At 39.7% G+C, this 13,386-nt stretch carries 12 protein-coding genes; 1 reads left to right on the top strand and 11 read right to left on the bottom strand.

What is annotated here, in order from left to right; all coding sequences use genetic code 11:
- The 11 genes from J8L98_RS09020 to rppH form a co-directional block, all read right to left on the bottom strand.
- The coding region (locus J8L98_RS09020; RefSeq protein WP_210996142.1) for a hypothetical protein at nucleotides 1-216 on the bottom strand (216 nt) is incomplete at its 3' end.
- On the bottom strand, nucleotides 191-2,335 hold the full coding sequence (locus J8L98_RS09015) for a TonB-dependent receptor (protein ID WP_210996141.1): 2,145 nt from the start codon (nucleotides 2,333-2,335) through the stop codon (nucleotides 191-193). The genes J8L98_RS09015 and J8L98_RS09020, both read right to left, overlap by 26 nt.
- 95 nt (nucleotides 2,336-2,430) lie before the next feature.
- The gene (locus J8L98_RS09010; RefSeq protein ID WP_247682479.1) at nucleotides 2,431-3,006 is read right to left on the bottom strand and encodes a FlgO family outer membrane protein; all 576 of its coding nucleotides are present in this window, start codon (nucleotides 3,004-3,006) and stop codon (nucleotides 2,431-2,433) included.
- 73 nt (nucleotides 3,007-3,079) lie between these two features.
- Nucleotides 3,080-3,703 (bottom strand): FlgO family outer membrane protein, encoded by a 624-nt coding sequence (locus tag J8L98_RS09005; RefSeq protein WP_192508507.1) that lies wholly within the window; start codon nucleotides 3,701-3,703, stop codon nucleotides 3,080-3,082.
- 63 nt (nucleotides 3,704-3,766) lie between these two features.
- Nucleotides 3,767-4,363 carry a FlgO family outer membrane protein gene (locus J8L98_RS09000; protein ID WP_192506795.1) on the bottom strand — a complete coding sequence of 199 codons (597 nt, stop codon included), beginning with the start codon at nucleotides 4,361-4,363 and terminating at the stop codon, nucleotides 3,767-3,769.
- A 595-nt stretch (nucleotides 4,364-4,958) separates the two neighbouring features.
- Nucleotides 4,959-5,837, bottom strand: coding sequence for a UTP--glucose-1-phosphate uridylyltransferase GalU (gene galU, locus J8L98_RS08995; protein WP_210996139.1), 879 nt, complete (start codon nucleotides 5,835-5,837; stop codon nucleotides 4,959-4,961).
- Nucleotides 5,838-5,845: 8 nt separating this feature from the next.
- On the bottom strand, nucleotides 5,846-6,679 hold the full coding sequence (locus J8L98_RS08990; protein WP_210996138.1) for a thymidylate synthase: 834 nt from the start codon (nucleotides 6,677-6,679) through the stop codon (nucleotides 5,846-5,848).
- 13 nt (nucleotides 6,680-6,692) lie between these two features.
- Nucleotides 6,693-7,517 carry a prolipoprotein diacylglyceryl transferase gene (lgt, locus tag J8L98_RS08985; protein WP_210996137.1) on the bottom strand — a complete coding sequence of 275 codons (825 nt, stop codon included), beginning with the start codon at nucleotides 7,515-7,517 and terminating at the stop codon, nucleotides 6,693-6,695.
- Between the two features lie 9 nt (nucleotides 7,518-7,526).
- A complete protein-coding gene (locus tag J8L98_RS08980; protein WP_210996136.1) occupies nucleotides 7,527-8,336 on the bottom strand; it encodes a sulfite exporter TauE/SafE family protein in 810 nt (269 codons plus the stop codon).
- A 70-nt stretch (nucleotides 8,337-8,406) separates the two neighbouring features.
- Complete coding sequence (ptsP, locus tag J8L98_RS08975; protein WP_210996135.1) at nucleotides 8,407-10,677, bottom strand: phosphoenolpyruvate--protein phosphotransferase; 2,271 nt, start codon at nucleotides 10,675-10,677, stop codon at nucleotides 8,407-8,409.
- A gap of 13 nt (nucleotides 10,678-10,690) precedes the next feature.
- Nucleotides 10,691-11,215 (bottom strand): RNA pyrophosphohydrolase, encoded by a 525-nt coding sequence (gene rppH, locus J8L98_RS08970; protein WP_192506789.1) that lies wholly within the window; start codon nucleotides 11,213-11,215, stop codon nucleotides 10,691-10,693.
- Nucleotides 11,216-12,644: 1,429 nt separating this feature from the next.
- Between rppH and mutH the strand changes: the two genes are divergently transcribed.
- Nucleotides 12,645-13,319: a DNA mismatch repair endonuclease MutH gene (gene mutH, locus J8L98_RS08965; protein ID WP_210996134.1), complete on the top strand. Its 675-nt coding sequence runs from the start codon at nucleotides 12,645-12,647 to the stop codon at nucleotides 13,317-13,319.
- The last annotated feature ends 67 nt before the right edge of the window (nucleotides 13,320-13,386 follow it).

Here is a 13,386-nt window from a genome sequence, read left to right as displayed (position 1 = left end):
TAACACACGATGCTGTTTTTTACACCAAGTACATTCTGGTGTGAAAAAGCTCAGAGTTAATATTGGTCCATGCAAGTTGTACAAAGAACTATCACTTCCATCATCCAACCGCCTGGTAAGCTGCTCAACATACCCATATCCAGCCCCGCTTATCATCAATATCAAAACACATAGAACGCTTCTGACTAATTTAGAAATCCCAATCAAATCCAGCATATACCATTCTTCCTCGCATAGGAGCGTAAATATATGTCACGTCATATCCACCTTCGGCATCAAATAATAACGGGGAGCTCCCTGTACGGGCTTGGCTATAATTCAGTACATTATTGGCACCAATATATAAGGTTAGACCGCGCGTCCAATTAAATTGATATTTGAAATCAACGGTCGAAAATGCTGGTACATCCGTTGGTTTTAGCTTTTTATTTTTAACATCGTTATATCCAAAGTAATTATAATCTTTAAGGTTACGACTGGTTACATAAACTAAAGTCAGATCTAAGGTATGGTGGATATACTGCCAATTAAAAGAAACGGTTCCCCGCTTTTCTATGGGGGCAATTGCAAAAGATGCCCTAAAGGGATCATTGTATTTATATGCTTCTGCTGATAGAGCAATATTGAACATTTTATTTAGTTGATACGAAAGCGCAAAGTCTATCGCCAACACACTAGCAGTTTGAGTTAATTGGCTCAAAACAGGTGTGCCGGCATCATTACTCTCTAAACTAGCTAACCCTTCTACTTGTGTATATGCAATAGATGCGGTGTTTATCCATGTTTCGTTCTCAAAATTAAGCGAATAACTGATACTTTTGGACCGTTCAAGTTGAGACACATCAATTAGGTACCCTTTTTGCGCATCTAGAATTCCATGATCACTTTCAAAAAATGACAAAGGTGCACGGTAACCTTGTCCAATAGACAAGCGTGACGTCAATTCCTCCGAGTGAAAAACCCTACTATCAACTCTTGGAGAGAGTAATGTTTTATCAATCTCGATCCCCATTTTCATCGGGTCAACAAAATCAGCTTTGACATGATCTAATCGCATGGCTGTCGATACTTCTAACCACGTATTTACCGTCCATGAATCTTGTAAATAGATACCTTGCACCAAATAATCAAAACTATCCGATACATAGTTATTCAGTGTTGCAAGTGCACGAGAGTGAGAGCGCATTTGCTCATTCCGATAATCTACGCCAAATGTCATTAAGTGGTCTGAATTAAAATCCCAATTTAGTCTTAGGTCGACATAATCCATATTATCTTTCGCATCATAATCAACTCCCTCATAAAATGACACTTGTTTATGATTAACACGGGCTACACTCAATGTTCCATTAAAAGACGATCCAAATTCTCTTAATACTGACCCTAGTATTTCATTTCTTTGTGTTTTTACCCACTCAGCCGTCTCCCACGGATGCCCTATATAGCGGTCATTGACATGTCCTTGAGCAAATAATGCAGGAGCTTCTCCTAATGACACACTCGCTAGCACATCTTTTATAGTACCTGAATCATCCCCTAAAATAGGACCACCAAATACCTCTGACTTAGTATGATTAAAGCGAATTCGAATATCAGTATCCCGATCAAAGTCATATGATAGTAATGTCGTAAATGATTGATTTTCTAACTGCGGACTTTCGCTCACGCCATTATTATCTCCATCATACTGCTTACGTTCATCTAATTGAACAATCATACTGGTACTGATACCATGCCCTTTTGGCACCGCGGACCCCATGAAGGCAAACTTTCGATACCCTAAATTTCCTAAAGAAACATCAAGCTCACCGCCACTTTCAGTCGGTGTTTGAGTGACTAAGTTTATAGTTCCACCAATCGCCTCTGGTGCAATGAGAGAAGCACCAGCCCCTCTTGCAACTTCGATTTTTCCAATACCTGACATTGCTACTGCATCTAGCCCATAAAACCCAGACAACATTGTGTGAAGTGGAATACCATCAACTAAAACATTCGTATGCTCACCTTTAAGGCCATTTATCATCACCCGCTTTGCACCGCACATTGAACATTCATTAGAAACTCTAATCCCTATAGAGTTGGAAATGGCCTCGCTTAAATTTGCGGCCTGAGTTGCTTTAATTTGCTGTTCTGAAATGAGTTCTGTTTTGACTATGCTGTCTTTTAATAGCCCTTTTTCATAGAGGCGCTTGCGCACCCCAACGACTTCAATACGTTCAGGGTTATTTGAAACAGACAGTAATTTTGGAGCTTGAACTTTTCCGATATTAGCTAAGGCACCAGCAGATAGGCATAAGAAAAAGCCATAAATAAAAATTAAAATAAAGTGTAGCAACAGTAAACCAAATTCAAATGAAAACAATTGTCATTTAAATTTCAGTATCTGTAAACCTTTTACAGAAAAAGTGTAACCTTCATATCCTCAGCGGCTTAAGACTCTATTGATGAGCCGTGAATTACATAAGTTGGTACTAACTTAGTGCTGCTGGCAATAACACGCTTCGACTCAATATCAATCACACGCGCATTCACCTCTACCCCATTCACTCTGTACAACAAGGTGCCTGATAATACATGACTTGCAATTCTATCACCTGTAAGTTGTTTTATATCACGCGAAAAAACAAAATCACCATACCCCGTGACAGCGACTTGGTTGGTGGTTTTAAAATCAACAACACCGTACCCAAACTTTTGCAATTGATGAATAAAAGTTTCTGAAAGCTGGTTACCTAACTGAGTACTGACCTGTAAGGAACGATCTAAATTTACAAAAGACGCAACTGCAATATTAATCGCTTGCTCTGACACCATCGTATCGACCAAGTCTAACGCCATTTGCTCTACATAACTTTCTAGTTTCACATGGTGACTTTGTGGATAATATACGGTCGTTGAGTTCAGTACTTCAGCTTCTCCTGCCTCTAGTTCATCGTACATTTTATCATTCATAGTACTCGGTTCTTTGTGGATAACGGGCTGTTTAGTTGCATACCAATCTGTCATCGTACATCCAGAAAACACCAACAGAATACAACTAATAACTAAGCCTCTAATACTTATTAATAACATAATTACCTCACCGATCCGCTTTCTTCATCATAATCCCATCTGTTCGATAACTGCTGCCTAATGCATCCACAACCGTTTGCGGAATAAACCCTTGAGCAGAGCCAACTACCGCTTTACTCATTAATCCAATAATTCGTGCATTAACAAGTACTCCCCCTTGATGATTTACCAAAGTACCCGCCAACACATATTGAAAGTTTTGATCCTCATTTAATTCCAAATAATCACGGCTGAATACAAAATCTCCTTGAGGTGTCACTCGCATATAGTCTGTCGTTTTGAAGTCGATCACAGAAACGCCAAAATGATGTAGCTCATGCATAAAGCTTTCCGATAGTTGATTGCCTAATAATGATGAATCATCATATTCATCATCTAGAAAAACAAAGCTCGATACTGCCAATGGGGTCTTTTGATTAACATACTGCAAATTTTCAGCCATATCTTGCATCATACCTCGGACATAGTGGTTTATATTTTTCCGACTAATAGAGGTCATTTGAGAAGCCGTATTGGGCACCGCCTTTTTGGATTGAAATAAATGCGCACTCGCCATTGGAGCTGCCACAGTTCGAGAATCATTTGCGATTGTATCTTCAGCTTGGCTACTCGTCATTTTTGCATTAAACATCGAGCAACCAGCTGTACATAGAAAAATTGACGCGACAAATAGAAATTTCATGATGATTCCTCGTTAGTATTCAGTTCGGTAAATTAAACCATTTCGTTGTTGGACCTTTTCATCCGTCCACATCGTATTTATCGGTATCTCAGCTGTAGCTGCTGAAACAATACGTCCATCTTGCATATTTATCAGCCTAGCATTAACTATGTAAGCATGCTGTTGCTGTGTCAGTGTTCCAGTGACGATAAAGTCAATATTTTGGCGCAGTCGTAATGACTCTGCATTTCGGCTCAACATACTTTCTGCGTTACTCAAAAGAGTCATTTGTGTGTCAAGTCGGTGCTCTATCGTATGATAACCAAGTTGAGTAAACTGGGTGAGTAGGCTTTCTTGAATCTGCTGACTAAGGCCTACGACTTGCTGATTCGCGAGTCCAGTACTTAACGCATCAGCTTTAAAAAAGCTTGTAATAGCGATACGTGCATTATTCTTACGCATACCTGTTATATTACTCAATTGCACAGTCAAACTACTGACATACTCATGCACCGTATAAGGTGCCATGCTTTTTGCAGGCGCAATATATGCCACATGCTTAGGTGCAGGTTCTTCAACGAGTTGACACCCGCCCAATAGCGCTATCAGTATTACGAGTAAATATTGCATTGTGCGTATCCTAATATCATTTGCTTATCAAATGCAAAAAGCATACCTAAATTTGGTTACACGCACTCATGACTTATCTTAGGCTCGTCATTGTAATACAATATTGCTGTTACGCTGCTCATTCAACACAGTTTGCTCGTTCTACAAAAAAGCAATGAGCATTTCTATCATTTACCTACCTTCTTGCATGTAATGTAGTTTTTGTGATTTCACAGCCCCAAATTGAGTACCTATTAACTTAAATAATCGTTACAAACGCTGCATGATTTTAGTTTCTAAAAACTGACTCACTTATCGAGGCTTCGCAACAGCGATACAAACCCATAATAAAAAATAGCCTCAGCAGACCCATGTGCGTATTTACCCGATATACTTTAACCCATGTATGCATGGCAAAGCCTTGCCGCAACAAGTTACTTCATAGAAAAGAATGGTTACTAACCTTACAGTTACTGTATTAGGTAATTCGAAAAATTAGAGCCTGTATGTAATTCATACTTGTATATTTATGAGAAGGAATAGAGCGACCATACACCAGTTTTGGTTGAGCACAATGGTCGCCTAATTAGAAATGTAGGTTAATTCAAAAAATCGATTATAAAAGTGACTTAATGTGCTTTTTTAAGTCACTAGCAAACTCGCTTCTACGTAAAGCATACTCTATATTAGCTTGTAAATACCCTAACTTACTACCACAATCATGGCTTCGCCCTTTTATTGCGTACGCTTGCACAGCATCTTCATCCATAAGCATAGCAATTGCGTCTGTTAACTGTATTTCATCACCTGCACCCAGTGGAGTTTTTGCCAACAGAGGCCAAATATTTTTACTCAGTACATATCGGCCCACCACAGCCAAATTTGAAGGAGCATCTTCAATGCTTGGCTTTTCTACTAATAGATTTAAGTCACAACTAGCGCCCGCATCAAGTACAACATCGCCAATATCTGCGATGCCAAACTTATCAACATTCTCATGCGCGACAGGCTCTACCATTATCTGGCTTTTCCCTGTTTCTTTAAATCGATTCAGCATTTCTGCTAAGTTATCCTTCGTTAAATCACTCGACGCATCGTCTATAAGCACATCTGGTAACATCACCACAAAAGGGGAGTCTCCAATAATTGGGGCTGCACAGTTAATGGCGTGCCCTAGCCCTTTAGCCTCACCTTGTCTTACGTGAATAATTGTTACATCTTTCGGGCATATTAACTGTATTTCGGCGAGCAACTGTCGCTTAACTCGCTTCTCCAATGTTGCTTCAAGTTCAAAACTCGTATCAAAGTGATTCTCAATCGAGTTTTTACTAGAGTGAGTAACAAGTACAATCTCTTTAATGCCAGCTGACACCGCTTCACTAACAACATATTGAATAAGCGGCCTATCAACAATGGGTAGCATTTCTTTTGGGATTGCTTTCGTTGCTGGCAACATGCGAGTACCAAGTCCCGCAACAGGAATAACGGCTTTCATTTTCTCTCCTAAATAGCCACAGGTGCTTTAATATGTGGGTGAGCCTGGTAGTTCTCCAGTTCAAAATCTTCATATTTAAAAGCAAAAATATCTTTTACTTCTGTGTTAATTTTCATTGTGGGTTTTGCATACGGAACTCTAGATAATTGTTCGTCCACTTGCTCCATATGATTAGAGTATAAATGCGCATCACCGAACGTATGAATAAAATCTCCAGGCTGTAAATCGCATACTTGAGCAATCATCATCGTTAATAATGCATAACTTGCAATGTTAAATGGTACACCTAAGAAAATATCGGCACTTCGCTGATAAAGCTGACAAGAAAGCTTCCCATCTAATACATAAAACTGAAATAAAGTATGACAAGGAGGGAGTGCTTGCTTTCCCATTTGCGCATTTTCTTTTGGCGAATAATTTGTATCCGGCAATAATGCAGGATTCCAAGCGCTCACTATAAGTCTGCGCGAGTCTGGGTTGTTTTGAATTTGTTCAATAATATCTTGAATTTGATCTACAACTTCACCATTGGGACCACTCCATGAGCGCCACTGCTTACCGTACACAGGCCCTAACTCACCATCATTAGTTGCCCAGCCATCCCAAATACTCACGCCATTCTCTTTTAAATAGGCAATGTTAGTTTCGCCCTTTAAAAACCATAACAATTCGTGAATAATTGAGCGCATATGGCATTTTTTAGTCGTAACTAAAGGGAAACCTTCCTGCAAATTAAAGCGCATTTGGTATCCAAAAACACTAACGGTCCCTGTACCAGTTCGATCTTCTTTTTTTGTGCCCTGCTCTTTTACATGGCGCATTAACTCTAAATATTGCTTCATAACTTAACTTAATTTAACTATTTGATTGCGACTGTTCTAAAGACTGTCTCTTATACGCCCAAGCCATGAGTACTGCACCGGCAATAACCATTGGCAATGATAAAATCTGCCCTTGTGATATCACACCACCATACAATCCAATATGTGCATCTGGTTCTCTGAAGTATTCAATACAAAACCTAAATATACCGTAGCCTAACAAAAATAAACCAGCAACACTGCCCGCTGGTCTTGGTCGCTTTGCAAACCAAATCAGCATAATAAATAAAACTAACCCTTCAAATAAGGCTTCATATAACTGTGAAGGGTGCCTTGGCAAAGGTCCACCAGTAGGAAATACAAAAGCCCAAGGAACATCTGTAGTTCGCCCCCAGAGCTCGCCATTGATAAAATTACCAACTCGCCCGGCTAATAACCCGACTGGGACCAATGGCACAACAAAATCTCCCACACAGAGAATCGATTTATTAGTACGAATAGCAAAAATAACAATCGCCGCAATAACGCCTAAAGCCCCACCATGAAAAGACATACCACCTTGATCAATTCTTAATAGGTATAGCGGGTTTTCTAAAAAATGGGAGAATTGATAAAATAATACATAGCCAATCCGGCCTCCAAGTATAACCCCCAACATACCATAAAACAGCATGTCACTCACTTGCTCTTTCGTCCATCCAGAGTTTGGCTTCTCTGCTTGTCGATTCGCTAGCCACATAGCAAATGTAAAACCAATTAAGTACATTACGCCATACCAACGTACGCTCAATGGTCCAATTGAAAAAAATGGTCCAATTGAAAAAATAATTGGGTCTATTTCAGGAAACTGTAAAGCCATAGCCGTCCTTTAGTTCATTATCATACTGACAGCAATAAAAAGTAATAAAGCTGCAAATATCTTTTTAATCATTGAAGTGGGTAAATACTGCGTTGCTTTAGCACCAATAGGGGCCGTAAACCAAGACGTCAGAACAATACCAAAAAGTGCTGGCAAATATACAAAACCAGCAAAACCTTGTGCCCATGTGTGATGAATGCTACCCGAAGTTACATACCCCACAGAGCCAAAAAGCGCGATGACAATACCACTTGTAGAAGCACAACCAATCGCTTTTTTCATGTCAACAGCAAAATAAGTCAAAAGTGGAACTAGCAACGCCCCACCTCCAATACCAATCATTGCTGATAGCCCTCCCATCATAGCGGTTAAACCACTTAAAACAAGATGATTGGGTAAAGCCCGTTTTTTTTGCTGGATTTTTGTACTGCTATGCAGCATTTTTAATGCTATCAACACCACACTGACAGAGAAAATAACTCGTATCGCTGCTTCTGGCAATAAACCTGCAATAAAACCACTCACTAACGCACCGAATGCAACCCCCCCCATAATCCATGGCGTAATATCCCATGGCACATTTTTTTTCTTATGATGAGCAAGCGCTGATGAAGTAGACGTAAATAAAATTGAAGCCAATGACGTTGCAATTGCCACTACTAAGATGTGAGGTGAATCCACCACTTCAAAGTACAGTAAAATACTGCTTAAAGCAGGTACAATGATAAGCCCTCCACCAATCCCTAATAACCCAGCCAAGAAACCAACACCACAGCCAAGCAAGGCACAACAAACTATCAATAGAAGGGTTTCGGTCATGAATTGTTTCTCTTCTGCTTTTTCGCGGCTATGGTAGCCTATTCTAACTATTGACGCACTAAGGAAAGTGCTATTTTGAATGGTATAACAACTCACTAAAATCATGTTCAATCATAAAACTACGTAAGAGCCTATGCACTTGCTTAACAGAAGATTGCGCCAAGCACTCATTCAAAAGCATTTCCATATCTTCAACCCGTAACCGGCGTAACACCCACTTCACCTTATTGAGTGCCGAAATATTCATACTCAAGCGGCGGTAGCCCATTGCAACCAATAAAATGGCCCCTTCAGGTTCGCCGCCCAGTTCCCCACATAAACTAAATGATAATTCAACCTCTTGACATGTTATTGCGATATGGTTCAACACTCTCAATACACTTGGGTGATAAGGGTCAAATAACTCTGCAACTCGAGAGTTATTACGATCAACCGCCAATAAGTATTGCGTCAAATCATTGCTGCCAACGGAGCAAAAATCTACTTTATCGGCCCAATCACTTAACAAGTAAACGCTCGAAGGTACTTCCAACATAACGCCTATTTCAGGTTTATCCATTAACAAAAACGGATCAGCCCAATCATCTTGCAATTCAAAATATGCTTGCTCAATCAATTGTAAAGCTTCATCAACTTCTTCTGTACGGCTTACCATCGGCAGCATGATCCGTAAATTGCCGAGACCAACATTCGCTTTGATCATAGCCTTAATTTGATCGAGAAATATTTCAGGATGGTCAAGCGATACCCTGATCCCTCGCCAACCGAGAAACGGGTTTTCTTCTTTAATATCAAAATAATCTAGAACTTTGTCACCACCGATATCCAATGTTCTCATCACAACAGGGCTTGGGTGATATCGACTAAGTACTTCTCTATACCACTTTTCCTGTTCACTTTGAGTGGGAAACTGACCTTTTTGCATAAACCATGATTCAGTTCGATACAAGCCCACACCATCACAATAGTTAGCACTTACTTGCTCTGTAGATAAATTGAGTCCAGCATTTAACAATAGACTTATTTTCTCACCATCTAACGTTTCGGGTTCTAATGCGTGCTCCGCTTCGAACTTATCATGCAGTGCACTATCATGATGTCTCAACTGTTCATATTCATGACGCAGGCTATTCGATGGGGAAATATATAACCGCCCAGCATAGGCATCTAAGATTAGATCTTTAGCTTCAAATTGTAATAATGGAATATCTTCGACGCCCCAAATGGCAGGTACCCCCATCGCACGAGTTAAAATAGAAGCATGTGAGTTGGCTGCGCCTTGAACACTGACTACGCCCTTGAGCCTCTCTTTTGGGATATCGGCCAACATCATAGGCACTAACGTATGAGTAACCAATATGGTATTTTCAGGATAAGCTTTTACAGTCTGCTCAGTCGCCATCAAGTGATGTAAGACTCGAAGCCCAATATCTTTCACGTCAATCGCACGCTCTTTGATATAAGGGTCTTGCATCGCATTAAATTGTGATACTAGCGAGTCTATTACATGCTTTAATGCACTTTTTGCGCACCAACCATCAACTAACTGCTGCTCAACTTGCAAACCTAAACTTTGGGCATCAAGCAACTGCTGATATACCTCAAATACAGCCAATGCTTCTTTTGGAATACTATCACTCAAAGTATTAGCCAATACTTTAAACTCTTGCCTTGTTGCTGTAACAGCTTGTAGGAAAAGCGCTCGCTGCTGCTCTACATTATTCACTTTTTGTGATTCAACACTCGTAAAATCTAGCTTGGGCAGTAAAACAAATGCTTCGCCAATTGCTATTCCTGGCATACTTGGTACGCCTTTTAATACGGACGTCTGATGAGAGAAGGCATCCTGAGCAAGTGATGATTGAATTTCAGCATGAGCCAATTGAGAAGCCAACTGTGCAGATAAGGTGATTAAAAATGATTCTTCATCATGACTAAATACCCTCGCAATCTTTTGCTGCACCACAATAACACCCAATACTTTACGTTGGTGTACAACTGGCACAGATAAAAATGCGTTATAGCCTTCTTCGCAGACTTCAGGGGAGTGCTTAAAGCGTGGATGGGATTGTGCATGTGCAATATTGATCGGCTCTTCACGCTGTGCGACTAGCCCAACAAGTCCTTCCGTAAAACCAATAACAAAATGACCGATGGCATCAGGGTTTAACCCGTCGCTTGCCATCAGTACAAAATTATCTTGACTATAATCAGCAAAATAAATCGAGCAACACTCAGTATTCATAGCGTCTTTAACTAAAGATACAAACTGACTTAATGCATCATTTAAAGTTGGCTGTTGTGCAACCGATTCTACAATACTTCGTAATGTCGCTAACACATGGCCTCACTATTTATTTTCTATTACGCCACGGCTGGTCACGGTGGCTATGCTCTCTCTTATGAAAAGGCATTGCAAATGGCGCAAACTCCTTCATCACCCTTCTATATACATCTCGTTTAAATGATACAACTTGCCTGACAGGATACCAATAACTAACCCAGCGCCAATCATCGAACTCAGGGTGATGAGTATGAAGTAAATCAACATCCTCATCTTTACATCGTAATTTTAGCAAAAACCATTTTTGTTTCTGACCTATACAAACTGGGCTTGAGTCCCTACGGATCAAACGCTTTGGCAGTTTATACCGTAACCAATGCTTGGAACTTGCTACAATCTCAACATCTTCCGGTTTCAAACCAACTTCTTCGTTGAGTTCACGATACATTGTTTGTTCAGGGGTTTCACCTTCATCAACACCACCTTGGGGGAATTGCCAGGAGTGCTGCCCATATCTACGTGCCCAAAACACCTGTCCTTGATTGTTACAGATAACAATTCCGACATTGGCACGAAAACCTTCGGCATCAATCACCTTAGTGCCTCTTTTATAAGTCGATTTTTAATGATTGTTCCACAACTTATGCCACACAGCAAACATTATTCACGCTTTCACTCATGTTATCCACAGCTTGCCAAATTAAAAGAAGGAAAAAGGCTAATATACAAACAAATCCACAATTTACATATAATTACCCCACCTTTTCCACAGTTTCTGTGGATAATTATGTTTATATAGTTGTATTTATCCAAAATCTAATGCTGTGTGCAATATTAGCTCTTGTCACAAAGCTTCTCTTTTCATTTAGTATCAATAACTTAATCAAAAACACTGTATAAATATGTGGTTTTTATTTAGACAAAAAACGCTTAGTACAAAAAACAACCACGCATTTTGTCTGATCAGAACTCTTTAAAGTGACGTTGAAAGCAGGCTGGGAGAGTTTGAACCTTTATACTACACACCGAACTCAGCCTTTATGCTTTAATACAACAAGGAAAAGCATAACTTTCCAACTCTAGTTAAAAGTTAGCAAGGCTGCTAACTACTAGGATTTATCTACTCACTTATTATTTTAACTCAGCAGCTTTTGTGTATTTATCAACGATTATGTTGGCAATTTCATTTAACTTATCCTGCGTGTTGTCAGCCGCTATATTTGTGACGAGAAATATACCCCCCTGTTCAGGGTATAGGGCTAACCAACTAGAAGTCCCTATTGACCCTCCACTGTGATAAAGCATTGGCGAACTTGAATCATATTTATATGTGTTCCAAAAAATGCATGCCCATGTGTGTTTGCACTTCCTGCAAGTAGCGTTTGCGATAGGGTGTCATATTCAAGCTGGAGGTAAGTAAATAATGCATATAGCGTGTTATGAGTCAGTAGTTGATGTTAGGGGCTGTTGTTCTTTCAGGTTCATTTGTGCAGCAGTTTGATTGGATTTTATACAAGGCAGAAGCTGCGTAGCATGGTTATTCCATGTGAGTCAGCCGATAACATAGTAGAAAAGCCAATCAAGTGCTGCCCACTAACTATGGCAATAGAAGCCACCTGAGCATCTTCGTCGATTAAAAACTGCGTAAGCGCTTTCTCAACAAATGAGTCAAAGCCTAAGTTACTATCGTTAGTGGATGCAGCTAAAAAAATAAATGAAAGTGGTGTGAGTCTTTTATTAGATGTATAAACACATTTTTTCTTAATGAATTTAGTACTTTGTTTATATTGATGAAACCATTAATTGTAACAACCTATTTTATCAAGAAGTCAGTTATATTTGCATAAAAAAACACACCTCGAAATGAACTTTATAACAGGCTCTTAACGTCATTTTTTACTCTCAAAATAAGCCCTTAACCTTATCTGAATTCTTTACATTCAATGGTGTTAACCACTCATGTAATTGAAATATTTAGGTTACAATGTTGGCATAATTACTTTGATCACTAACTTGAGGGTATCGTGCAAAGACCATCCCCACCAGCAACAATAAATGAGCTCATGCAACGCGTAAACGACATAGCAGGGGTTACTTTGGGAGAGCTCGCGGCTCAGTATCAATTTAAGACACCAGAACATTTACTCAAAGAAAAAGGCTGGCCAGGACAGTTATTAGAATATGTACTAGGCGCAAGTGCTGGTTCAAAACCGCTTCCTGATTTCGAGCTACTGGGGATTGAATTAAAATCTTTGCCTATTGGATACAATGGTAAGCCTCTTGAAACCACCTACGTAACAACTGTTCCATTAACTGGACTTACAGGCGCAACATTTCATGATAGCAGCGTTAAAAAAAAGTTAGCCCATGTTCTTTGGTTGCCCGTTTTAGCTGAAAGAGCGTTACAGCCGATTGACAGAATAATTGGCTCTGGTTTTTTATGGCAACCCAACACCTATCAAATTAACCAATTACAAAGAGATTGGGAAGAGCAAATTGAGTTGATCGCACTCGGGAAAATAGAACAAATATCTGGTCACCTAGGTGAAGTTATGCAGATAAGGCCTAAGGCAGCAAACAGTAAAGCCCTAACTGACGTCATTGGACCGCATGGGAAACTCACCAAAACTTTACCGAGAGGGTTTTATTTAAAAACAAAATTTACTCAACAAATATTAACAGAACACTTTCAAGGATAATTACATTTCCTTTTAAGCTGTACTTACTGGTCTTTGGCTACAAAAAAGCCGCCAATATGGCGGCTTT

Origin of the sequence: Pseudoalteromonas sp. MMG013 (assembly GCF_018100885.1) — a bacterium.
In the GTDB taxonomy this organism is placed as follows: domain Bacteria; phylum Pseudomonadota; class Gammaproteobacteria; order Enterobacterales; family Alteromonadaceae; genus Pseudoalteromonas; species Pseudoalteromonas aurantia.
This window is presented reverse-complemented; position numbering and strand designations above follow the sequence as displayed.

Bases quoted from the DNA above. Each gene is read 5' to 3' on its own strand.
- J8L98_RS09010 (WP_247682479.1), bottom strand. From the start codon at position 3,006: ATGACAGATTGGTATGCAACTAAACAGCCCGTTATCCACAAAGAACCG.
- J8L98_RS09005 (WP_192508507.1), bottom strand. From the start codon at position 3,703: ATGTTTAATGCAAAAATGACGAGTAGCCAAGCTGAAGATACAATCGCA.
- J8L98_RS09000 (WP_192506795.1), bottom strand. From the start codon at position 4,363: ATGCAATATTTACTCGTAATACTGATAGCGCTATTGGGCGGGTGTCAA.
- galU (WP_210996139.1), bottom strand. From the start codon at position 5,837: ATGAAAGCCGTTATTCCTGTTGCGGGACTTGGTACTCGCATGTTGCCA.
- J8L98_RS08990 (WP_210996138.1), bottom strand. From the start codon at position 6,679: ATGAAGCAATATTTAGAGTTAATGCGCCATGTAAAAGAGCAGGGCACA.
- lgt (WP_210996137.1), bottom strand. From the start codon at position 7,517: ATGGCTTTACAGTTTCCTGAAATAGACCCAATTATTTTTTCAATTGGA.
- J8L98_RS08980 (WP_210996136.1), bottom strand. From the start codon at position 8,336: ATGACCGAAACCCTTCTATTGATAGTTTGTTGTGCCTTGCTTGGCTGT.